This is a genomic window from Photobacterium sp. GB-50 (assembly GCF_003026755.1).
Lineage (GTDB): Bacteria > Pseudomonadota > Gammaproteobacteria > Enterobacterales > Vibrionaceae > Photobacterium.
In genome coordinates, this window is the sequence record NZ_PYNX01000002.1 from 508,377 (window position 1) to 532,042 (window position 23,666).

Genomic DNA, 23,666 nt, shown 5'->3' on the forward strand with positions numbered 1-23,666 from the left:
GAACCTTGTTTTCAACTTAAAGTTGACCTTATTTCATTTGTGTTTAAATATTTCCTCTCAAAATCGGATAATGGTAATGGTTTATCAAAATAAAAGCCTTGTAATTCTTCCACGCCGAGAGATTCTAAGAACTTAAGTTGAACTTCTGTTTCAACACCTTCAGCGACAATTGTTAAATTTAAATTATGAGCAAGTTCTATGATAGAACGACAAATCGTAATACTGTCTTTGTTAAAAGGCAGATCTTTGATGAATTCTCTATCGACTTTTAGAATGTTTATAGGAAAGCGCGAAAGATAAGCGAGGGAAGAGTAACCAGTTCCGAAATCATCAATAGCGATTTTAATGCCTAGTTTACGTAAAGATTTAAGCTGTTTTAAAGCAAAATTAACATCACACATGAGCACGCTTTCTGTTAATTCAAGTTCGAGAAAATGAGGGTTACAACCCGTATTGTTAATCGCTTGTGTTATTGTTTCTACTAAGTCGGCTTCTAATAACTGTCTTGCAGAAATATTGATTGCAATATCAAAGTAATACTCTTTGTCTTGCCAAGATTTTAATTGAAGGCATGCTTGATTTATCAGGTAACGCCCAGCATCGATAATAAGCTCGGATGATTCTAAAACAGGGATAACATCAATAGGTGAACGGTATTCTCCTTTGCTGTTTTTCCAACGTAGTAGGGCTTCAACACCGCACAGTGTGTGTGTATTGGCATTCACCTTAGGTTGATAGAAGTATTCATATTGTTCACTACCAACGGATTTCCGAAGGTCAGACTCAAGTATTAAACGCTGAATGTTTTCCGCTTCCATCGATTCAGTGAAATAGCAGTAGTTGCTACCGGATAATCCTTTAGCGCGATATAAGGCCATGTGAGCGTATTTTTGTATCAGCTTTGGGTCTGATTCGGTGTCTGAGCTTAATGCAATACCAATGTTAGTTGAGATAGAAAGTACTTGGCTATCGATAGATAACGGCGCATTAGTATTTTGTAGTAATCGTTCAGCCACTTGCGTGATTGTTTGTAAATCGTGAAATGATCTGATTAAAATGCCAAATTCATTAGTATCAATACGGGCTAAAACATCTGTCTCACGTAAATTAGATTTTATCCGTTTTGAGACAATTAAAAGGATTTTTTCAATGTCTTCATTACTCATGGATTCATGAAGCTGTTTTGTTAATTCTAAATCGATCACGATGATAGCAATTTGAGCCTTATGTCGAATTGCTTCTTGCATGCTGTGTGCAATATCTTGAGTAAACATTGTTCTATTAGGTAACTGGGTTAATGCATCATAGTGTGCAAGACGGTGTAATCTATTTTCATAACTGACTCTGTCTGTTATGTCTTTGCTTGTTGCTATGTAGTTACAAATATTGCCATCATCACCGCGAATAGGTGAAATGGTATAATCCATATAAATTATATCGTTATCCGTTTTTTTGGTAATAACATGGCGAATGGATTGTCCTGAGACTAATTTGCTAATGAGTTCATCTTGTTCATGCTTATTATCGATATAGTCATTAATACAAATTGAGCTGTGGCTACCAATAAGCTGATTTAAAGGCTTGTTACTCATTTTTACATAAGCCGTATTTACATACTGAATAAAGCCATTTTTATCGGTAATGATAACGGATTCTGCGCTTTGTTCTGCTGCGCGAGATAAGGCTTGTAATTTCTTCTCACGATTAACCCAATAAGTTATATCAGCAATATGAAGTAAAATGTTATCTTCAACATTATCAACTTGCTTAGTTGCAATAACTTCAAGGTGTTTTGAACGTTTATATTTAAGTTTTATATGAGTCTTTAAATGCTCTGTGTTAGGTAATTGATCAATAGTATTAAGTAAGGTTGTGAGTTCATCTTGAATTTGTTTTGAATAGAAGAGACCTATTAATGGTTTTTGTAAAGCGCGAGAATGAATATTAAGTATTTTAAAAGCAGCGTCATTAATCGCTGTAATTTCTCTATTTTTATTGAGTGCTACAATACCATCTTCGCTGTTTTTAATAACCGCCGTATATCTTTTTAGATTTTGATCTCGTTGCTTACGTAATATCTGTTCATTTTTACGATTCTTAATTAATCGTCGTATCAACATTGCTGAGCTAATAATTAAAATAAAAAACGTAATATAAATGGCGGTTAAACGTATTCGTGTAAAATTAGAAAAATACAGATTGTTCAGTTCTTTATCAAAATTTAGTGAGGAAATTAACACCCACTCAGATGTGTTTTTATCTATATTTTTATTTAATTTTTTATCTTTAAATATCAGTGGGGTATAGGTGTAGAGATAGTCACCAATGATCGTTTGTCCTTTGTTTAATCGTTTTACAGCGTTCCATAAATAAGGATAGGTAACAGAGAAAAGTACGTCATCAGAACTTGTATTATCATCTCTTGATGGGGTCAGTGATTTGTTTAAGTATGGCTGTGTGATCCATTTTGCATCATTGTTAATAATAAAATTTGTACGCTCTTTATTGCTTGCAATATTACTAACAGGGATTTGGTGGTAACTTAGCTGCACAACCCAATTGCTGTGTTCTAATTTTAAATGTTGATAAAATGATACTTTATTTTGATGTTTATAAATGTAGCTTATTTTATTATTAAGAGAAAATGTATGATCTATATTTTTTAATTCTTGTGGTTCTTCAATGACTTTACTGTAATCAATATGAAAGCCATCTTTCACCTTGTCCAGGAGAAGAACTTGGCTGTTTTTATAGTCAATTAATCGAATGGAGTCATAGAGCTCTGAGGTAATAAGGATGCTCTTAAATTGTTTTAGTACATTTGCCTTTTCCAAGACCCGTAATGGTTCATGAAGAGGTTCTTGCTGTAATTGATAAGTGAGACGGTTTAAATCTTCAGTGATAGTGTTTAGATGTAAGTAACTAATTTGTATAAGAGAATCTAACTGGCGCAGTTCATTTTCTTTGATATGTTCTGCAAGCTGAACACTGTCTTTCTGGTAAAAATAGAGACTTAAAATAGTCACCATAGCAACCAATGGTACTAAAATGGCAAGAAGATACTGTTTTAACCCATTCACACAGACACCTTAATATGAATCCATAGACATACAATGTATAAGTCTATGCTAAAGTGTTCATATAGTTAAGGGGAAATAATGAGAAACGTGACGGGGTAAATATTTCAAGGAAGTTATAAAAGTAACAAGGTAGCATCAAGGTTAAATTTATAAACATAAAATTTAATGATCTTATCTATCATGTTTTTATTGCATATTGTTATAAAAACGGTTTAATTGCGCAATGATAGAAGTCTTGCCTTCACAATTAAAAATTGTTTTTACAGTATCATCAGGTGTTTCAAAAATATGCTTTATAGCGTCTGCACTTTCGTTAGAAATACCATTGATACGATACTCTAAACGTTGGTGAATCAACGAGTCCGTTGCAGTGACATAAATCATATCTATGTCTGTGATACTTTGACGTAGGAAATCACGGTGTTGTTTTTTATAAGCACCTTGTGTAACCACTACACGGGGATAAAGAGTCCGGAAGTGATTAACTTTTTGACTGATACGAATAAAAAAATCATCTCTCATTTCATCCGTAAAAGGCTTGTTCGCAGCAATAACTTCACGCATTTCATCAGTTAAATCGTCATCTGCATGGTAAACAAACCAATCGTCATGAGCACCAATGACATCACCGACAAAAGATTTACCGGCACCAGAAAGACCAAATAAAAATAGGACCGATGGTGCATCGGTTAGTTGAAGACGATGACTCATTTTATGTTCTCATTCTAGAGGTTAAGTACACTTCAGCTGCTATGAATAAACGTGTTAAATCAACTGAGGCGGTAATGTGCCAAATTATTCGAGTTGAGAATAGTAGAATATGCATATAACGTGAATTTGAGATAATAATGTGTACTAACTGAATGTTTTGTAGACGTACAGTGACGTAAAGACATTAAAAATGTGAACTGTGATATTAATTGACTATTGCTATTATTGATCAGTAGTGTTTGGGGTTTTTATATATTTAATCTCATTTTGTGTGACAATAAAGGCAATTGATTTTATTTTTTAGATGGGTATTAAATGCAAACTATTTTAATCGTTATCAATGACGCTCCTTATGGCTCTGAGCGTCCTTTTAATGCATTACGCTTAGCCATTAAACTTAATGAACAGGAAGAACAACCTGTAAGTCTCAAATTGTTTTTAATGTCTGATGCTGTGATGTGCGCGATGAAACAGCAAAATCCGGTAGAAGGCTATGATATTCAACAAATGCTTGAAATCCTTATTGCACAAGGAAGCAAGGTCAAATTGTGTAAAACCTGTTGTTGTGCGCGAGGGCTGTCTGAGTCATTGCTCATTGAAGATTGTGAAATAGGCTCGTTAGATGATTTAGCAAGTTGGACACTAAAGGCGGAAAAAGTACTAACATTTTAATTGTTATGCTCAGTGATTTAACGTAACAGAAAAGAGCTATTTTTGTACAGGAATCACAGAAAGCAAAAGAACTCAGATATTAAATGTATTTATTATCAAAAAGCTGATCAAACTAAGAGTTCTCTTATTTATATATGCTAGTGTCATTAAATAAGCTATTCATATACAGGAGATAAGCTGTGCCGCATTGCATTATTGAATATGCCAAAGATCTTGAAACAGAGATTAATTTAAATGAATTAATGGCAACAACGCATTACGCGACGTTTAGTTCAGGGCTTTTTGATGAAGAAGATATAAAAACCCGTGCCATACCTTATGAGTTATATCGTACAGGGACAACCGAAAAGCCTTTCGTTCATATTACCGTAAGGGTACTTCCAGGTAGAGATCCAAAGCAAAAAGATAATCTATCGGAAGTCATCTTGCACCAAGTGGCAGCAATGTTTCAGAATGATATTTGCGTCACAGTCGAGATTGAAGATATTAATCAGCAATCTTATCGCAAGTATGTCATATAAAAATGCAAATATAATTGCTTTATATCATTACTTATAGCAATAAATCACCGTTCGAATAAAGTATATTTGCACTTAATCATGTTTTCTGTTGATATATATGCAGAAAATGTGAATTAGGATTTGATGATGAATAAGAAAGTTTTACTCATTGCTTTAAGCTCAGTTACATTAGTTGCATGTAATTCTGCAAAAGACGTAACTTCGAATGAGGCGAATATGCAAGAAAGTTGTAATTTTTCTCACGCAATCGTTGGTGGTTGGGCACAAGGTGACATAACACCTGAAGTGGAACAAGCAGCAAAAGACGCCGTTAAAGCAATCCCTGGTGAGCATCAGCTCGGTAAAATCTATCATGTAACACAGCAAGTGGTTGCAGGTATGAACTACTCAATTACATTTAGTATTGAAAATGGTGATTACTACAATGCGACTGTTTTCCATAGCCTACAGAATACTTATGATGTTAAAGATGTAAAACAAGTATCATCAGTAGCTTCGAATTGTGATGTTCATAAGTAATTAAATAATAAGTTCTAATAGATTGAGAAAGCGCTATTATTGAGCAATCAGTAATTGCGCTTTTTTTTGATCAGTCGCAGAGTAATAGAAGAGATAATGTATGCATGTTGTAGGTCAGTGCTATCAAGATGAAAGCTTTTCTAAACAAGAATTGTCCGAAGCTATTTTTGAAAATTGTCAGTTTTATCGTTGTGATTTCTCACGTGCAAATTTAGTTGAAGCGAGTTTTATCAACTGTAATTTTATTGATGTGGGGGATGACAAAGGCTGTGATTTTTCCTATTCAAAGCTCAAAGATGCGAGTTTTAAGCAGTGTAATTTGTCAATGGCTAGTTTTCGTAATGCGCAGTGTTTTGGCATAGAAATGCGACAATCTAATCTCCAAGGCGTTGATTTTCAATATGCTTCTTTTGCAAATTATATTACCCATAACACTTTCTTTTGCTCGGCATTTATCACTGGCTGCAATTTACGTTATAGCAATTTCGAAGACATAAAATTAGAGCAGTGCGAACTGTTTGAAAACCGATGGAATGGGGCTAATTTGTTGGCAACATCGTTTAAAGGATCTGACTTAAGTCGCGGTGAGTTTTCCTCTGAACAGTGGGGTCAATGCGTTGTAGAAGACGCAGATCTTTGTCATGTGGATTTAGAGGGAGTTGATATTCGACGTGTGAATTTGAACGGTGTAAAAATTTGCGACTGGCAACAAGAGCAATTACTAAGTCAACTTGGCATTATTGTGCTTTAAAGGCTCTATAACTGTCGGTATTATTGAATAAAATAATACCGACAAACAAAAAGCTATTTCTTACCATTCACCTTGGTTTTGCATCGAAGCCCAAGGTTCAGCGGGTTCTAGTGCGTCACCTTTTTGTAGCAGTTCAATCGAAATACCATCAGGTGAACGAACAAATGCCATATGTCCATCACGGGGTGGGCGATTAATGACAACACCATTATTTTGTAAATGAGCACATAAATCGTAAATATTATCGACGGCAAAAGCGAGGTGACCAAAATTACGGCCACCAGTGTACGATTCTGGATCCCAGTTATAAGTTAGTTCTAATAAAGGCGATTGTGTTTCTTTTGCCGTTTCTGCCTGATTAGGTGCAGCTAAAAATACGAGAGTAAAACGTCCACGTTCGCTTTCTTTTCGTCGAATTTCTACCAAACCAAGCTTGTTACAGTAAAAATCTAGTGAAGCATCTAAGTTGCTCACTCGTACCATGGTATGTAAGTATTCCATTCTATTTCCTAGCTTTTATACAAAAAAATCCCCGTTGTCTAATACTTAGCATAAAGCAAATGCGTATTAAAACGAACGGGGATTATTAGATTTTATGATCTAATATTAATGTATTTATTTATGCTGTTACCGCTTGCAGTTGTTTCTTATGACGACGTAGGTGAATCGTACAACATGCAAGGAACCAAACAGAGCTTACTGCAATACCCGCAATTGTTGAAGATAAGATACCCATTGCCAAATAACCTAATAGTGCGCCAAAAGCGACAGTAATAGCATAAGGAAGCTGAGTCATAACGTGATCCATATGGTGACTACCTGCACCTGTTGCAGACAAGATACTTGTGCTTGAAATAGGTGAGCTGTGATCACCAAATACCGAACCTGCAAGTACTGCAGATAACATCGGCATTAATAGGTGAGCATCACTTGCTACCGCCATATCACCAGCAAGTGGCAACATAATACCGAACGTGCCCCAGCTTGTACCTGTCGCAAATGACATTGCACATGAAAGGATGAAGACTAACGCTGGTAGTAATTCCGTTGGGAACCCCCCTTTTGTTAAAGAGGCTAGGTATTGGCCTGTAGACATATCACTCACAACAGTACCGATCGTCCATGCAAAAAGTAGAATAATGATTGCAGGGATCATCGCTTGTACACCTTGAGGTGCCGCAGTTAACCAAGTCTTACGTGGCAGCTTTAAACGTAAAGCTAGAAGAATAGAAACAGCGAGGCTACATAAAGATGCATTAACCAATGAAGCACCTAGATCGGTATGCTCTAAAGAAGCAATTAAGCTAAAAGCCTCGCCTTTTGCGCTTAATACTTCAGCACCACTGATGATCATAAAGATAACGCTTGAGACTGTCAGTGTCAGAATAGGCAATACCATATCAATCATAGTACCTTGGCCTTCAGACTCAGTGGTAATTTCTAAGCCTTTAGGGTGGCCTTTAGATTCATCCCAAAGCTTACCTTCTTCTGCCCATGCTTCGTGTTGACGCATTGGACCAATGTTAAGTTGGAAGAAAATAACAACGATAACCATTAATAGCGTAAACACGGCGTATAAGTTCATTGGGATCATTTGAACAAACAATGAAATAGCACTGATATCGGTAATATGGTTTGTTACTAAAATACCGCTAAGAATAGCAATAATGTAAGCACCCCAAGAAGAAATTGGCGTGATAACACAAACAGGTGCAGCCGTTGAATCAAGTAAATAAGCAAGCTTTGCACGTGAGATATTGAAGCGATCTGTTACTGGGCGACAAATAGGCCCCACAGATAAGCTATGGAAAAAGTCATCAATAAAGAAAGCAAAAACCATTAAACCCGTTAGCATATTTGCGCTACGGCGATCTTTACAGCGACGAACACCCCATTCAGCAAATGCTTTAGTGGCACCTGTTGCTGTCATTAAGCTGATCAAACCACCGAGCAAAAGCATAAAGATGATCATATTAACGTTACCGCTATTTACAGCACCGTCTGCCCAAACAAGGCCTACAACTTTATTTACGATATATTGAAGCGCCGCTAAAGGGCTGTAATCATTAAGAAGGATTGCGCCTGCAACAATACCAAGGCCAAGTGATAACAATACACGTCGTGTAGTGATTGCTAAAACAACCGCCAGTAAGGGTGGTACAACTGATAGCAGGGAGTCAGAATATTGAACTAGATTCATGGATCTCTTAAACACCTATATTAGGTGGAGATCTACCGAAAGGATAGAGAAACAGATTTCAGGAGAAAAAATACTTCTTCGTATCCCTTAGGGTAGCGCTCCATAGACAAAATAACTATGGCAGTTCTGCACTTATTTAATGCAGACCCAGCGATTGTTGACGACACAACAAACACTTCGGCGCCGACTCCTTTCCCCAGACTTCAAAGGTGTCACCCTCCATCCGGATACTTTTAGGCAGCGCGCCTCTACTCAAAGGATTGAAATTTGATGATACCTATTAATTTTGCTTAGGCAATAAAAAGCAGACAGAAAATGCATATTAATTGTAAATATTGTTACTGTTGATGGCATGTTAACCAATTAGTAGCGATATATTCCATTTAGATAATCGCTCATTCTGTTATGCTATTGGGCTGATTTTGTTCTGGTGTTGTCATGGAGTGTATATTCCCAGCATAGCCACCTTTAATTAAATCTTTTCTTACCTCTGCTACTTCTTGTGGTGTAACAGGTACAGTTCTATCACCTAACTTATCGCGGACAAAGCTAATTAATTTCGCAAGGTTGGCATCACTGAGCACCGAGTTAAAGCTACTCATAGGCATAAAGTTACTGTCTTGTTCCATGAAGTTTGGCGATAAACCACGAATGGTAACGGCAATCGTATCGTAAGGATCACTGTGCATAATTATCCCGTTGTTAAGCAGCGTAGGGGCGATCCCTTTCCTACCTTTACCGTCTTTACCATGGCATGCACCACAGGTTTGCACATACACACCATATAGTTTGGCTTCGTTTTCAGGATCGTTGCTACTTAACGGTTTTAGCTCAACGGTTTGAATATCAACATTGGCTGGCACCAAGTCACCAAAGCCTGGTGGGTTAAGCTGAGGAACCGAGCTATCTAACTCGTTATATTTATCGCCAGTGATCAAGTATTCCGCAATGGCTGCGACGTCTTGTTCTGTCAAGAAACGGGTACTGTTTTGTACCACTTCCGCCATACCACCAAATGCGGTTCCTTTATCTGAATGACCCGTTTTTAAAAAGTCGGTTAGTGTTTTTACATCCCAACGATCTTGATATAGCTCTGTTGCGGTAATATTTGGGGCTTTCCAGCCATCAATCAAATTACCTTGGAATAGCTCTTTTTCTATCAAGGCTTGTGCAACGTTACGTGGAGTATGACATTCCGAACAATGGCCTAACCCCATGGTTAAATATTTACCCCGTTTCCATTGTTCGGTGGCATCTGCTGGGTATTGCAAAGGGTCGGTATTAAGAAAGGCAATATTCCAACCAAGTAGTCCTAACCGGATATTACTTGGGAACATCATCTTGTTTTCTTCATTACGAGTATTCACAAAATTAAGCGATTGCATGTAAGCCCAAAGTGCTTGGGTGTCTTCATCTGTCACATATTGATAAGACGAGTAGGGCATCGCTGGATATAGGTAGCCATGTTTGCCTTTACCTTTATGTAGCGCATCATAAAATTCATCATAGGTGTAATCCCCAATACCATAGGTTGGATGTGCTGAAATATTGGTAGAATAAAGCGTGCCAAATGGCGTTAAAAATCCTAAACCGCCACCAAATGGTTCGCCACCTTCACCAGTGTGACAAGCAATACAATCTCCTGCATAAGCAAGGTATTGCCCTTTACTAACCATATCCGGATCAAGTGCTGCGAGTTTCTCGTTTTGTCTATTTCCTTGGTGGCGAATATAAGCCCCTAATGCTTGAATTTCGCTATCGCTGAGTTGCTCTTCAAAAGCAGGCATGAGATTGTTCAAGCCATATTTTACCGTTGAAATAATACCTTCAACGCTGCCATCGTGAAGCCAGATATTATCGGTTAGATTTGGCGCACCAATCGCAGTATTACCTTTTGCATTACTGCCATGACAAGCCGTACAGTTAGCATCAAATACGGTTTTACCGAGTTCAAGCTTGACCGCTGGCTCTGAGATAATGCGATTTTTTTCAAGTGAAGCGACATAATATGAAACATTCTCAATTTCTTCTTCAGTCAGAATATCTTTCCAACCAGCCATGACTCCGTTACGACCTTTAACAATCGAATGATGGATCGCCTCATCACTACCACCATAAAGCCAAACGGTATCACTTAAATTAGGGAAATGAAGCTGACCTTGTGCTTGATTTAAATGACAAGCCGCACAATGGGTTTGAAATAAAGCACGCCCAGCGACCACAATTTCAGGCGAGGTACTTAATGCTTGAAATGATGTATCACTATTAGGTACTTGGCTAATTTGTTTGGCTAATGAAGTAGTAGAGGTTGAAGCCGCTTCACTACTTGATTGCCACTTCATGAGTCCTTGCCAGTTTCCCATGCCAGGATAGAGCACCAAAAAAACGGCAGCGATAATGAAAGCGAGAAGATAAGAAAGAAGTAAAAGGTTTGGTACGGCGGCATCGTTTTCATCGATACCATCAAAGCTATCGACGGTTCGATTAGCGTTGGCTGCACTGTTTTTCTTCCAGTAGTACGCAACAACGACGATCATAATTGCGAGAAAAATAAGGGTTAGGATAATGACCCAACCACTCCAAAAAGTACTCATGGTCGTACTCCTTGATCTTGTCCCAGACTTTGTAGATAGGCGATTAATGCCTGTGCCTTGGTTTTACCTTTTACTTCTAATCGTGCCTGTTTAATTTCCTTATCAGTGTAAGGAACACCAAGCGTACGTAATGCAATTAGTTTTGCATCAATATCTTCACCATCAAGTACTTGTTCAAAGAGCCAAGGATAAGAGGGCATAATCGAAGTTGGTACAACATCACGAGGGTTTCTTAGGTGAATGATGTGCCATTGATCAGAATATTTTCGACCTAAATTAGTGAGATCAGGTCCAGTACGTTTTGAACCCCATAAATTGGGATGTTCATAAATATCGTCACTTTCTCGGCTATATCGTCCATAACGTTTAATTTCTGCATTTAATGGACGTACCATCATGGTATGACAAGTATGGCAACCTTCACTGATATAAATATCACGCCCAGCAACTTCTAATGCGGTTAATGGTTTCGCGCTTGATTCAGCAATTAACTTATCTTGGTAAAAAAAAGCAGGAAGTACCCATACTAAGAATGAAAAGGCAGCAACCAAAGTTGTTGCAACAATAAGGATCACTACAGATGAGGTAAAATCTTTATTAATCATGAGTATCTACCTTTTCTGTTGCTGCATTTTGATGCTTAACTGATCTAGGTTTTGGCTGTTTTAGCGTTCTGTATAGGTTATAAATCATTAAAATTATACCTAACACAAACAACGCACCACCGATAAAGCGAACTAACATCCACGGTGCACTGAAGTTCATCGCTTCGACAAAACTATAGCTAAGAGAGCCATTAGGATCTTCTTTTAGCCACATGTAGCCCTGTCCGATCCCAGCTATCCACAGTGCAACGGCATAAAGTACAATCCCAATATGTGCAAACCAGAAATGCCATTTAACTAAACGATTTGACCACAATTGCTCGTGACCATATAAACGAGGAATAAAGTAATAAAATACGGCAATGGCAGACATGCCAACCCAACCTAGGGCTCCTGAATGCACATGACCGATGATCCAATCGGTATTATGCGCAATCATATTAAACCAACGAATGGCTAATAATGGCCCTTCAAAAGTCGCTAGAGCGTAGTAAACAATGGCAGAGAAGAAAAACCACATAATGTAATCGTGCTTAAGTTTCTGCTTATTATTGAGCAAGGTCATGATGCTATTAAACGCGCCACCCCATGAGGGAAGCCATAAAATTAACGACATCACAATGCCGAGATTTTGTAACCAATCTGGCACAGAAGAATAAATAAGATGGTGCGTACCAGCCCAAGTATAAAAGCCGACTAAGCCCCAAAAGTGAATAACAGATAAGCGATAAGAGTAAATAGGGCGCTCGGCAATTTTGGGAATGAAATAGTAGTTCATACCAATGATGCCAGCGGTTAATAAGAAACCAACCGCATTATGTCCCCACCACCATTGCACGATAGCATCTTCAGCCCCTGAGTAAATAGAGTAAGATTTCCACATCGTGACAGGCAATTCGAGATTGTTAGCAATAAAAATCATCGCAATAACAATAATAAACGCGCCGTAAAACCAGTTAGCAACAAAGATATGATGAACGGTACGTTTGGCGACAGTCATAAAAAACACGATGGCGTACATCACCCAGATAACAGCAATTAAGACATCAATTGGCCATTCAAGTTCGGCGTACTCTTTTGAGGTAGTAAAACCTAATGGCAGGGTAATAAGGGCAAGAAGAAGGATAAATTGCCAACCCCAAAAGACAGACCAAGCAGCAGTGTTGTTATATAGCGGTGTTTTACAGGTGCGTTGAACAATATAAAAGGACGTTCCCATTAAAAGATTGACGACAAAGCCAAAAATGACGCCATTAGTATGCAATGGACGGAGACGACCAAATTGAAAGTATTCAGAATCGAGGTTAAGGGCAGGCCAATAAAGTTGCGCAGCTAAAATAACACCAATTAACATAGCTATGAACGCCCAACTAACACTCGCGATCATAAAGTACTTAACGATTTTATAATTATACTGAGTATCCATCGTCATAACCTTAGCAAGTAATGCCGTTTATTGTGATTGATGGCTGGTATCTGTTTTTACGGTACTAAAGTAATACGCGAGATCCTTCATATCTTGATCACTTAAATCTTTAGCATAACCCTGCATTAATATCGCTAAACCATCAACACGTTGATTCTGTTTGTATGCTTTAAGTGCAGCGACCAAATATTGTTGCTTTTGGCCTTGTAAGTTGGGATAGGTATCCGTTGCTGAAATACCATCGACACCATGGCATGTCATACAAACAAGGGCTTTTTGTTTCCCGATCTCAAATTGTTGTTTCGGTGTCATTTCATCGGCTGATGAAACGAGGGGAGTTACAACTAAAACCACAAACAAAAACCGCTTAATGGATAGGATTAAAGACATGCTCATCTCCCTTTTTATCTTATTTATAGAAGTCGTAATATAGACGCACATTTATAAAGATAGATTATTTTACATTTTCGCAACATCTGTTTTGAGAAAACATCAGAAATTAAAGGAATAAATCAAAATATTTTTCAGTTTATTCTAAAAGCAGTCATGTAATGTGGCTGTTTTTAATTATTTTTTGGTATTTCTTCAAATTGTTAATGATAACTATTTTCGTTACTGTTACTCAAACATTGAAAGGAGTAATCGTACGAATGCTTAATTGTCGACCATCAGTATGGATGTCCACGTATCAATTTATGTTCTGGTTCTCGTATGGGGTGTATTTACCCTTTAGAGGATTATGGTTAGAAAAATTAGGGATTTCAGATGCCGATATCGGGATGCTGATCGGTTTTGGACTTGCCGCTCGCTGTGTGATCAACTTTACATTAACACCTTTATTTCACAAGGTTGGGCATCTCATACCGTTCCTTCGTTGGTCAATGTTTTTAAGCTTGCTAGGCTTTATTGCGTTTATCTGGATAGGTACGATTACGCCAACATTTTGGGTACTTGCATTACTACTCGTGTTATTTAATTTAGCAATTGGTCCTGCGGTAGCGATTTCGGATGCGATATCAAATCACTATGCTCGAGATGATAGACTCGATTATGGCTACACTCGCTTATGGGGAGCGGTTGCATTAACGGTTGCGTCAGCTTGTATGGGATGGGTTGTTCAGAACTTTGGTGTCAGTTCTGTACCAATCATGGGAGCTATTGGCTTGGGTGCAACATTACTAGGTACGCTAATGAAGCCAGCAGTACCTATGGTATGCCACCATGATGAGCAAAAAAGAAAGAATATTTTCAAAGTCTTATGTTGTAAAGAGACACTATTATTTTTATTGGTCGCTTCTTTGTTAGAGGGAAGCCATGGTGGTTATTATTTCTTCAGTACCGTCTACTGGAAAGAACAGGGGCTAAACTCTGATACGATTGGTTATTTATGGAGCCTATCGACAATTTCTGTGATCGTTTTTTACTTAATTAGTCGTAAAGCGTTCGCTAATTGGAAAGTATCAACATTATTTAGACTTGCTGCAATTGCTGTTGTGGTGCGTTGGGGATTAACCGCAGCGACAAATGATATATATGTGCTTATATTCTGTCAGATTCTACATGGTATTACGTTCTCTGGTACGATTTTATCTTCGGTTCGTTATGTGGAAGAAAATCGAAAACATAATTATGTTTCTTTACAGTCATTATACCATGCTATTCCTGCAGGTTTTGTATTAGCGCTTGTATCTGTATTTTGCGGATGGTTAATGCATCATTCTGAAATAAATATGTTCTGGTTTATGGCTGCGATGGGTGTACCTTGTATTTTCTTAAAAGTAAAAGACACTGTGCCTAATAGAAAAGAAGAGCAACAAACAGTGAGAAATAAAACATTTGCTTCAGCTTAACCTTTAAAAATAAAAAAGCCGATAAGTGTATTATCGGCTTTTTAATCGGTGAAAGATGAAATTTAATTCGCCACTTCAAACGCCAAGGCTTTTTTCTCTATTAGTCTAAACGCAATAGAAAGCAGGGCATTAACGGTAAGATACATAGCACCAGCAATGGCAAACACAGTTAACGTATCGTAGGTTTGAGCATTAATACGTTGAGCGTAACCCATGATATCCATAATAGTAATAGTGCTGGCAAGCGATGTACCTTTAAACACTAAAATTACTTCATTAGAGTAAGCCGGTACAGAACGACGAATGGCAAAAGGTAACAAGGTATGTAATGTCGTTTTGGTCTCCATGCCTAACGCACGACATGCTTGCCATTGACCTTTAGGAATTGCATCAAACGCCCCTTTAAACAGTTGAGTGCTGTAAGCGGCAGTATTTAATGCTAGTGCCAACATCGCACAGAACCACGGTTGGCTGAGCCATTGCCATACAAAGCTTTCACGAATACCTTCAAATTGCCCCGGTCCGTAGTAAATCAAAAAGATTTGAACTAACAAAGGTGTACCCGTAAATAGGGTAATGATGCCACGGCTTAACCAATGCAAAACAGGGGTTCTTAAAATCAATGTCATCGTCATTAAGAGAGCGAGAGTACAGCCAACTAATAACGATGCAACGGTCAATTGTAAGCTGGTGGCAAGGCCATCCATTAATTGCCAGAAGTGTTGTTCATTCATGCCATCGCTCCTTCAACAACCGTTTTTTTGTCGTTGCTTGAACCTTCTTGAGCGCTATATTTCGCATCAATCCGTTTAATAATTTGTTGTGTAATTAGAGTGATCACTAAATACACTGCCGCAGCTGTTGCATACCAAGTAAAACTTTCATGCGTTGCTGCAGAGCTTAACTGTGCTTGTTTTAGAAGATCCGTCACACCGATGAGCGATACTAAGGCGGTATCTTTTAATAACACCAACCATTGGTTAGTTAACCCTGGTAATGCATGACGGATCGCTTGGGGAATAATAATAGCGACAAATGTTCTTGCTTTGCTGATCCCAAGCGCACTGGCTGCTTCTCTTTGTCCTTTAGGCACAGCTTTAATGGCACCACGGATAGTTTGCGCCGCATAAGAGGCAAAAATCAGTGAAAGCGCAATAACACCTGAAAGAAAAGGGCTGATCTCGATATAATCACCCGTGATGTAAAATAAAATCTGACCTGAACCAAAAAAGATGAATAAAACAATCAGTAGTTCAGGTAAGCCTCGTAATACTGTCACTAAGGCTGTCGTTGGCCATGCCACGAAGCGAAATCGAGACATCTCACCGCCAGCAAACAACATAGCCAGCACCAATCCAACCGCTAAACTGGTAAAAGCGAGCTGGACTGTCATCCAGCTAGCTTCTAACAGGGAAAGAGAATATCCCGATAACATCATAATTTACTTACCAAAGTACTTATCAAAAATAACTTGATACTGGCCATCTTGCTTAATTTTAGCGAGTGCCGTATTCAGCTGTGTAACCAATTCTTGGTTGCCTTTGTTTACTGCGATACCAAAACCGTTACCGAAGTATTTAGGGTTTGTCACAGGTTTACCTACATACGCAAGGTTATCGTCTTTTTTCAACCATTCAGCGATAACAGCAGTATCACCAAATACCGAATCAATACGGCCATTTTTCATATCAATAAAGGCATCTTGGTAACTGGTGTAAGGAACCGCAGTTACACCTGACATTTGATCGGTTAAATAGCTCTGGTGAGTCGAACCATTTTGTACCCCAACACGCTTACCATTAAGGGCGGCAACATCAGCGACTTTACCTTTGATTGAAATAAAGCCAGCAGCGTTATCGTAATAAGGTTGAGTAAAGCTGACTTGCTGTTGACGCGCTTCAGTAATGTCCATTGCTGATATAGCTGCATCGTATCGTTTGAATTTAAGAGCTGGAATTAAGCTATCGAAAGATTGGTTATGAAAAGTACAGGTAGCATCCATCTCTTTACATAGGGCTTTAGCAATATCAACGTCAAAGCCTTGGATTTGATTATTCTCATCCATGTACTCAAAAGGGGCATAGGTTGCTTCCATCGCAAACTTAATGTCTTGCGCCATAGCTTGAGAAGAAACCAAACCGATAATGCTAGCTAATAAAATTTTGTTCATCGCGATACTCCATGCGTCTGTTACGAACGAATATAGAGGGGGATATAATTCGTTAATGTTTTAAGTAGTCAGCAAATTGTGAGGTTTTAGGGTGACTAAACGCCTCGTTACTGCCGTGTTCAATAATTTTGCCGTTTTCCATGTAAAGCACATGACTGGCGATTTTTTTTGCAAAATCCACTTCGTGGGTAACCACAACTTGGGTAATGCCTGTGCCGCTTAATGTTTTGATGATTTGTACAATTTGGCTTGTGATCTCAGGATCAAGCGCCGCAGTAGGCTCATCAAATAACAACACTTCAGGCTTCATCATCAACGCACGTGCAATTGCAACACGCTGTTGTTGGCCGCCAGACAGTTGCAAAGGCCATGCATCGGCTTTATCTGCTAACTGTAATTTTGATAAATGCTCTAACGCTTCTTTTTTCGCTTGAGCTTTATCGATACCGAGCACTTTTACTGGTGCTTCTATTAAATTTTCCAACACAGTTTTGTGGGGCCACAAATTGTATTGTTGGAATACCATACCAACTTTACGACGTAGTTTTAAGCCATCTTTTTCAACGATTGTTTTTTTAAAATCAAAATAATTTTCTGCAATACTCAGCTCGCCAGCAGAAGCATCTTCCAATAGGTTTAATACCCGTAGTAAAGAGCTTTTACCTGCACCGCTTGGGCCAAGTAAAACCAGCGTTTCACCTTTATTACATTCGAAGGTTACATCGTGTAAAACCTGATGCTTACCATAGAATTTATTAATGTTTTTTACTTGAATGCCCATGCGCTTATTCTGCATTTGTTCTCACTTGTGGTTTATATTACTTAAGTTGGAATTCTATGCAATAAAAAATTGAAAATAATTTAATTTGTTAATTTATTGTTTAATTCTTAGTCTTTTGTTGGTTTTATATTCTAATTAAAACCAAGGGTTAACGTTTAAATGTAGCTGGCGAAAATTGATGTAATAGCATGTTAACAATTGACTAAATGGTGTGTTTTTTAAGAAGACCCCCACTTGGATAATTATTCAGATTGTGGTTGTGTGATTATGGGGGCCGAAAATGAGAATATAGTAAGAGAAAGAACGGGATTTACTGAGATGTATTAAAGAGAGTAAAACGATGTGTTGAAAGCGACATCGTGGCGGTGTTGATCAATTGTTTTACAATAAGCTCAGTTAGAATAAACACCATTGATATTTACGTACGAGTAGCATCTAGATAACCCATTATTGTTATGTTATAACGTTTCATTAATGTTTGATTTACTGCGTGAGTAGTGACTGAACTATTCCCTGTACGACTTTGCTGTAAGGGGGGAATTAAAAGTTGCGAGTGATTGCGCGAATAGTGAAGAGAAAAAGAGATGCTAAGAAGAAACCCTACAGGGCATATGCCAACAATATCTGAAACTGCGTTTATTGATCCTACTGCGATTATTTGTGGCAAAGTGATTGTAGAAGATAACGTTTTCATTGGGCCTTATGCCGTAATACGTGCTGATGAAGTAAATGAGCAGGGCGAAATGGATGCAATTGTGATCAAACGCGATACCAATATTCAAGATGGTGTGGTTATTCACTCAAAAGCGGGGGCTGCAGTCACTATTGGTGAGCGTTCTTCTATTGCTCACCGCTCAATTATTCATGGGCCGTGTGAGGTGAGTGATGATGTGTTTATTGGTTTCAACTCTGTGGTATTTAATGCCGTTATTGGTGAAGGGTGTGTGATCCGTCATAACTGCGTTGTCGATGGATTAGATCTGCCTGAAAATTTTCATGTCCCGCCAATGACGAATATTGGTACAGGTTTTGACTTAAATAGTATTTCGAAAGTCCCACCTGAATATTCCGCTTTTTCTGAATCGGTTGTATCTGCTAACCACGAACTGGTTCAGGGATACAGGAGGATTGCTAATGAGCTTTAAGATATCATCGCCAATTTTAGGCGTACCAACCAACATTATTACTGGGTTTCTTGGCGTCGGGAAAACTTCAGCCATTCTTCACTTAATGAAAAGTAAACCTGATAACGAGCGTTGGGCTGTGCTGGTGAATGAATTTGGTGAAATTGGTGTCGATGGTAGTTTACTGCAAGGTCAAGGCGGTAACGAGCAACAAATATTTATCCGCGAAGTACCTGGTGGCTGTATGTGCTGTACCGCTGGATTACCAATGCAAATTGCGCTTAATCAACTACTTTCAGAAGCAAAACCGGATCGTTTGATCATCGAACCCACAGGGCTTGGTCATCCTAAAGAAGTGATGCAAGTGCTCTCTACTGAATACTATCGCGATGTCTTATCGTTACAGAAAAATATCACATTAGTGGATGCAAGGAAGTTATCCGATCCTCGCTATACCTCACATGATACCTTTAGGCAACAGATTGCAATTGCCGATACGGTGGTAGGAAACAAGACCGATCTTTATCAAGCAGAAGATAAAGAAAAGTTGAAAGCTTTTGTCGCGCAAGTTGCGAGCCTAAAAACCAAAGTGATTTTTGCTAAACATGGTGTGATCCCATTTAATGAGTTTGATGGTGAGACCCGTATAGAAGTATTACCGACGTCTTATCTTCATCGTGATAGGCAGACAAGTGTATCTGAAGAAGCACTATCAGAAGAGCTGATACCTGAAAGTGGCATGATAAAAGCTACTAACCAAGGTGAAGGTTTCAAAAGTATTGGCTGGCGTTTTGCATCTGAAAAAGTCTTTGATCGTCAATCATTACATCAGCTCTTTCAAACATTGAATGTTGAGCGAATGAAGGCCGTGTTTATTACTTCTGATGGGATCTTTGGTTATAACAAAACGGCAGATGGAATCACACAGGTTGAGCTTGATGAGTGCGCTGAAAGCCGTGTCGAAATTATCGCAGATACATTAGATGATGAATTGGAAGGCAAGCTTTTAGATTGTTTGATTGTTAATAACATGAGTGAAATAACATGAACAACACTGAAATTAGAATGCTAACTGAAGAACAAATATTGCAAGAGCCTGAAGATAATTACATGAATGATTATCAATTGGCGTTTTTTAAACAAAGATTGATTGCTCTCTATGAGTCGACATCTCATCACATTCAATCTGCGAGAGAGGAAATGGGGCACACGGCAGATGCGAGTGATTTAAGTGATGTCAGTGATCGCGCAACGTTAGAAGAGCAATCAGGCATTACTTTAAGAATTGTTGAACGAGAACAAAAACTTTTGCCCAAAATCAAATTGGCGTTAGAGCGAATTCGTTTAGGTAGCTACGGTTATTGCTTAGAGTCCGGTGAGCCAATAGGTATTCCTCGGTTACTGATAAGACCGACTGCAGAGTACAGTGCTGACGTAAAATCGCTGATGGAAATGAAAGAAATTCAATACAAAGATTGATCCTATTTTCAATTATCATTAGGTAGGCCTATATGAATACGGCGATCATTCCGCAAAGTTCAAGAATGACATCACTGCATTATTGTTTTGCAAACAACCTTTAACCTTATCGTATGTTGAAGGGTATATTACTGCTCTTAGCTCTTCTAAAGATTACATGACGAAAAATTCGTTCAATTGTATGGCGAATCACAAAGGCAAAAAGCATTGCAATGGTTTGAGCTAGCAAAAAAAAAGCGCTAAAGTGAATCAAAGATGTTTCGAGAATGTAGGCTCTACCTAAGACGCAAGGTGTTGATAAGACATAAAAAAAGACCACGCATATGTTGGTCTTTTTTCATTATGCTTTAGCTATTAGCATAGCGAAATAGCGATTTTATTTTCACACCATTTGTAGACAGGATCTGTTGTCTGCGTTTGGCAATTTTGGCAATGTTTCCCGCAAGCTAAAGAAGGCGATGAATCACATTTCTCAACTTTTCCACGTAAAATTAATTCATCTAATAATGCACTTAACCATCTTGGCTCACACTTCAAATGCTTTGTAAGCTGGCTAAAGGAAATGATTTTTGCATCACGTACCGTATTTCTTACTGTAATTAGCGATATCATTAATGGCATCCTCCGCAGTTATGTGTCGCAGGTGTGTCTGGTATCGACATTTGCCAATCGACTTTATTGCATAAGCGTTTAATCCCTATAATAAATACAGTGACGATACTCAAAGCAAAAAATAACCACAGCAGACTTTCTAATGGATGTGCTTTGAAAGTCGCGGTTTGATAGAAGGCGATTGAAAGCGCGTAGGCGACAACCACTCCCCATGCTGTCGATAACCAAGCCCAATTTCGACCAATTTCTTTGGCGATAACACCAATAGTAGAGACGCAAGGCACGTAAAGTAAAACAAAGATTAAGTATGCATAGGCACCCGCCATTGAACCAAATTCTTGGTGCATTTGCCCCATTGCGGTTGTTCCCATTGAGCCGTCAGCCTCACTGGCTTTTATCGGATTTTTAAGTGTTGATAAAGAAAAACTATTGGCAACACCATCAATAGTATCTTGCCATGCCACTTTTAACTCAGGCAGTAGGTGGAAAGATTGCCCATCATCTGCAGCTTGATTGTTACTTAACTCTGCGGTGTATAGGGTATTTAAAGTGCCGACAACCACTTCTTTTGCTAAAAATCCTGTTAATAATCCCACACTGGCTGGCCAATTTTTCTCATTAACACCAAGGGGAGACAATACAGGTGTTACCCAACGACCAATTTCTGATAGGGCTGAATTCTGTTGGTTATTACTTTCAATAACTTGTCCTTCAAAATTGACACTATTCAACGCCATTACTAGCACACAAATAGGAATGATGATCTTACACGCTTTGACTAAAAATCCACGTAAGCGACTCCAGCTATGGATAAGCGTCGTTTTAGCGCTTGGGAGGTGGTAGGTTGGTAATTCCATTATGTAAGGTGATGCTTCACCCGTTAATAAGGTTTTCTTCAGCACAAAACCAGTAATAACGGCGACAAAAATACCAAGCAAGTAGAGAGAAAAAACGACAAAGCTTCCCATACCATGGAAGAAAGCTGCTGAGAAAACGCCGAAAATTGCTAACCTTGCGCCACAAGACATAAAGGGTGTCATCATAGACGTTAAGATACGATCTCTTGGTGTATCGAGGGTACGTGACGCCATAATGGAAGGTATGTTGCAACCAAACCCTACAATAAGCGGAACAAAGGATTTTCCTGGCAATCCAATCGTAGACATAAAGCGATCAATAACAAACGCTGCTCGCGCCATATAACCACTATCTTCTAATATTGATAGATAAAGGAACATCAAACCAATTTGAGGAATAAAGGGCATAACGGTATTTATACCGCCACCCAGCCCTTGCGCTAAAATGGCTGTGAGCCAACTAGGAAAACCGAGTGATGAACATAACCATGCGGTGCCATTAATGAATATTGCTGCAGAGCCTTCATCAAAAATAGGTTGAAGCCCACCACCAATATTTATTGATAGCCAAAACATTAAATACATCACGATGAGGAAAATCGGGATCCCTAGATAACGGTTAAGTACAATCTTATCGATCCATTGAGTCAGATTATGCTGTCCTGCATCGTAACTTGAGATGCAATGATGAATGATCTCGGCGACAGTTTGGTAGCGCGCATCAGCAATTAATAAGTCAATATTTTCATTATGTGTGTTTGAAAAATCGGCTTGTAATTGAGAGACAAAAGAGGCGATATCTGTACCGTTTATATATTTTTGGGCTGATGAATCTGATTCAAGTAAGCGTATAGCAAGCCATTTCTTTCTATTATTAACAATTATTTGATCATCGAATACGTCAGAAAGCTGAGAAATGGTTTGGTCTAATTCAATAGGAAATTGAGTAAATAGACGAGGCAGTGATTTTGTTTGTAAATGTTTTTCAATCGAGCCTTTTAAATCATCGAGTCCTTTAGATTTATTTGCAACTAATGAAACAACAGGGCAACCAAGTTCAGATTCTAACTTTTCCGCATCGATATTTATATTTTTTTGTTTAGCAATATCTAACATGTTAAGTACAACAATGCATGGAATTTTCATTTCAAGCAGTTGTAATGTTAAATATAAATTTCGCTCAATATTGGCCGCGTCGACAATATTAACGACAAGATCAGCCTCATCAGAAAGAATATATTCACAAGCGATGCGCTCATCGAGTGAACCTTGTTCATCGGATGAAGACATAGAATAAATACCAGGCAAATCTACAATATTTATATTCTTATTATGGTAAGAGTAGTTTCCTTCTTTTTTATCTATAGTAACTCCAGCCCAGTTGCCTGTGCGTTGTCTTGCGCCAGTTAAGGCATTAAACAGAGTCGTTTTACCACAGTTAGGGTTACCTAATAAGGCAATAGTATTTGCCATTATTTATTTCTCCAACCAATTACTAATAGATAAAATAATTAACAAGCGAAAATGATATCGCTTATCAATTGCACTTATAAAAAGAATACTTATTTCAGTCAATAATTTTTTTTACTAAGGAAAATAAAAAGATGAATAAAATGTAATTTTTCATTCTAGTCAATGGCTTGGATGATATGTTTTTTATGAATAATTAATGTTCAAAATTGGAGAAAGTTATATTAAGCCTATATGTTAGCAC

General features: G+C 38.2%; 22 protein-coding genes and 1 riboswitch. Of the genes, 8 read left to right on the forward strand and 14 right to left on the reverse strand.

Annotated elements, in window-relative coordinates; all coding sequences use genetic code 11:
* Positions 1-11 precede the first annotated feature (11 nt).
* Together C9J41_RS04940 and C9J41_RS04945 are read right to left on the reverse strand one after the other, a co-directional pair.
* A complete protein-coding gene (locus C9J41_RS04940; protein ID WP_107206372.1) occupies positions 12-3,080 on the reverse strand; it encodes an EAL domain-containing protein in 3,069 nt (1,022 codons plus the stop codon).
* A 186-nt stretch (positions 3,081-3,266) separates the two neighbouring features.
* Positions 3,267-3,791, reverse strand: coding sequence for a hypothetical protein (locus C9J41_RS04945; protein ID WP_107259536.1), 525 nt, complete (start codon positions 3,789-3,791; stop codon positions 3,267-3,269).
* 315 nt (positions 3,792-4,106) lie between these two features.
* Here C9J41_RS04945 and C9J41_RS04950 point away from each other — a divergent pair, with 315 nt between their 5' ends.
* The 4 genes from C9J41_RS04950 (at position 4,107) to C9J41_RS04965 (ending at position 6,254) form a co-directional block, all read left to right on the forward strand.
* Positions 4,107-4,463 carry a DsrE/DsrF/TusD sulfur relay family protein gene (locus tag C9J41_RS04950; protein WP_107206374.1) on the forward strand — a complete coding sequence of 119 codons (357 nt, stop codon included), beginning with the start codon at positions 4,107-4,109 and terminating at the stop codon, positions 4,461-4,463.
* A gap of 179 nt (positions 4,464-4,642) precedes the next feature.
* Positions 4,643-4,984, forward strand: a complete 342-nt coding sequence (locus C9J41_RS04955; RefSeq protein ID WP_006645414.1) for a 5-carboxymethyl-2-hydroxymuconate Delta-isomerase — start codon at positions 4,643-4,645, stop codon at positions 4,982-4,984.
* Between the two features lie 123 nt (positions 4,985-5,107).
* The gene (locus C9J41_RS04960) at positions 5,108-5,503 is read left to right on the forward strand and encodes a cystatin domain-containing protein (protein WP_233219051.1); all 396 of its coding nucleotides are present in this window, start codon (positions 5,108-5,110) and stop codon (positions 5,501-5,503) included.
* 100 nt (positions 5,504-5,603) lie between these two features.
* The gene (locus C9J41_RS04965) at positions 5,604-6,254 is read left to right on the forward strand and encodes a Qnr family pentapeptide repeat protein (protein WP_107206376.1); all 651 of its coding nucleotides are present in this window, start codon (positions 5,604-5,606) and stop codon (positions 6,252-6,254) included.
* Positions 6,255-6,314: 60 nt separating this feature from the next.
* Here C9J41_RS04965 and C9J41_RS04970 read toward each other — a convergent pair whose 3' ends face one another.
* From C9J41_RS04970 to C9J41_RS04995, 6 genes are all read right to left on the reverse strand, one after another.
* Positions 6,315-6,755, reverse strand: a complete 441-nt coding sequence (locus tag C9J41_RS04970; protein WP_107206377.1) for a VOC family protein — start codon at positions 6,753-6,755, stop codon at positions 6,315-6,317.
* A 118-nt stretch (positions 6,756-6,873) separates the two neighbouring features.
* Complete coding sequence (locus C9J41_RS04975; RefSeq protein ID WP_107246915.1) at positions 6,874-8,454, reverse strand: Na+/H+ antiporter NhaC family protein; 1,581 nt, start codon at positions 8,452-8,454, stop codon at positions 6,874-6,876.
* An 85-nt stretch (positions 8,455-8,539) separates the two neighbouring features.
* Positions 8,540-8,713: riboswitch (Lysine riboswitch) on the reverse strand.
* Positions 8,714-8,849: 136 nt separating this feature from the next.
* Complete coding sequence (gene ccoP / locus C9J41_RS04980) at positions 8,850-11,048, reverse strand: cytochrome-c oxidase, cbb3-type subunit III (RefSeq protein ID WP_107246917.1); 2,199 nt, start codon at positions 11,046-11,048, stop codon at positions 8,850-8,852.
* Positions 11,045-11,653 carry a cytochrome-c oxidase, cbb3-type subunit II gene (gene ccoO / locus C9J41_RS04985; protein WP_105060024.1) on the reverse strand — a complete coding sequence of 203 codons (609 nt, stop codon included), beginning with the start codon at positions 11,651-11,653 and terminating at the stop codon, positions 11,045-11,047. Before ccoO ends, ccoP begins: the two co-directional genes overlap by 4 nt.
* Complete coding sequence (gene ccoN / locus C9J41_RS04990) at positions 11,646-13,079, reverse strand: cytochrome-c oxidase, cbb3-type subunit I (protein WP_107206381.1); 1,434 nt, start codon at positions 13,077-13,079, stop codon at positions 11,646-11,648. The genes ccoO and ccoN overlap by 8 nt, the downstream gene beginning before the upstream one ends.
* Positions 13,080-13,106: 27 nt before the next feature.
* Positions 13,107-13,469, reverse strand: coding sequence for a cytochrome c (locus C9J41_RS04995; protein WP_107246920.1), 363 nt, complete (start codon positions 13,467-13,469; stop codon positions 13,107-13,109).
* A 260-nt stretch (positions 13,470-13,729) separates the two neighbouring features.
* On the opposite strand from C9J41_RS04995, the gene C9J41_RS05000 reads away from it, so the two are divergent.
* Positions 13,730-14,929 carry a 3-phenylpropionate MFS transporter gene (locus tag C9J41_RS05000; protein WP_107292668.1) on the forward strand — a complete coding sequence of 400 codons (1,200 nt, stop codon included), beginning with the start codon at positions 13,730-13,732 and terminating at the stop codon, positions 14,927-14,929.
* A 62-nt stretch (positions 14,930-14,991) separates the two neighbouring features.
* Here C9J41_RS05000 and artM read toward each other — a convergent pair whose 3' ends face one another.
* From artM to artP, 4 genes are read right to left on the reverse strand one after another with little or no spacing between them, the layout of a single operon-like run.
* Positions 14,992-15,663 carry an arginine ABC transporter permease ArtM gene (artM, locus tag C9J41_RS05005; protein ID WP_107206384.1) on the reverse strand — a complete coding sequence of 224 codons (672 nt, stop codon included), beginning with the start codon at positions 15,661-15,663 and terminating at the stop codon, positions 14,992-14,994.
* Positions 15,660-16,367, reverse strand: a complete 708-nt coding sequence (gene artQ, locus C9J41_RS05010) for an arginine ABC transporter permease ArtQ (protein ID WP_107206385.1) — start codon at positions 16,365-16,367, stop codon at positions 15,660-15,662. The genes artM and artQ overlap by 4 nt, the downstream gene beginning before the upstream one ends.
* Before the next feature lie 3 nt (positions 16,368-16,370).
* Positions 16,371-17,099, reverse strand: a complete 729-nt coding sequence (locus C9J41_RS05015) for an arginine ABC transporter substrate-binding protein (protein ID WP_107206386.1) — start codon at positions 17,097-17,099, stop codon at positions 16,371-16,373.
* 52 nt (positions 17,100-17,151) lie between these two features.
* On the reverse strand, positions 17,152-17,880 hold the full coding sequence (artP, locus tag C9J41_RS05020) for an arginine ABC transporter ATP-binding protein ArtP (RefSeq protein WP_107290953.1): 729 nt from the start codon (positions 17,878-17,880) through the stop codon (positions 17,152-17,154).
* Positions 17,881-18,464: 584 nt separating this feature from the next.
* Between artP and C9J41_RS05025 the strand changes: the two genes are divergently transcribed.
* From C9J41_RS05025 to C9J41_RS05035, 3 genes are read left to right on the forward strand one after another with little or no spacing between them, the layout of a single operon-like run.
* Positions 18,465-19,025 carry a carbonate dehydratase gene (locus C9J41_RS05025; RefSeq protein WP_107206387.1) on the forward strand — a complete coding sequence of 187 codons (561 nt, stop codon included), beginning with the start codon at positions 18,465-18,467 and terminating at the stop codon, positions 19,023-19,025.
* A complete protein-coding gene (locus C9J41_RS05030) occupies positions 19,015-20,052 on the forward strand; it encodes a GTP-binding protein (RefSeq protein ID WP_107294288.1) in 1,038 nt (345 codons plus the stop codon). The genes C9J41_RS05025 and C9J41_RS05030 overlap by 11 nt, the downstream gene beginning before the upstream one ends.
* Entirely contained in the window at positions 20,049-20,483 is a 435-nt protein-coding gene (locus C9J41_RS05035) for a TraR/DksA C4-type zinc finger protein (RefSeq protein WP_107206389.1), read from the forward strand. Before C9J41_RS05030 ends, C9J41_RS05035 begins: the two co-directional genes overlap by 4 nt.
* Before the next feature lie 354 nt (positions 20,484-20,837).
* Here the strand turns inward: C9J41_RS05035 and C9J41_RS05045 are convergent, their stop codons facing one another.
* Both C9J41_RS05045 and feoB read right to left on the reverse strand, forming a co-directional pair.
* A complete protein-coding gene (locus tag C9J41_RS05045; protein WP_107246930.1) occupies positions 20,838-21,095 on the reverse strand; it encodes a FeoC-like transcriptional regulator in 258 nt (85 codons plus the stop codon).
* Positions 21,095-23,425 (reverse strand): Fe(2+) transporter permease subunit FeoB, encoded by a 2,331-nt coding sequence (feoB, locus tag C9J41_RS05050; RefSeq protein WP_107294289.1) that lies wholly within the window; start codon positions 23,423-23,425, stop codon positions 21,095-21,097. The genes C9J41_RS05045 and feoB overlap by 1 nt, the downstream gene beginning before the upstream one ends.
* Positions 23,426-23,666: the final 241 nt, after the last annotated feature.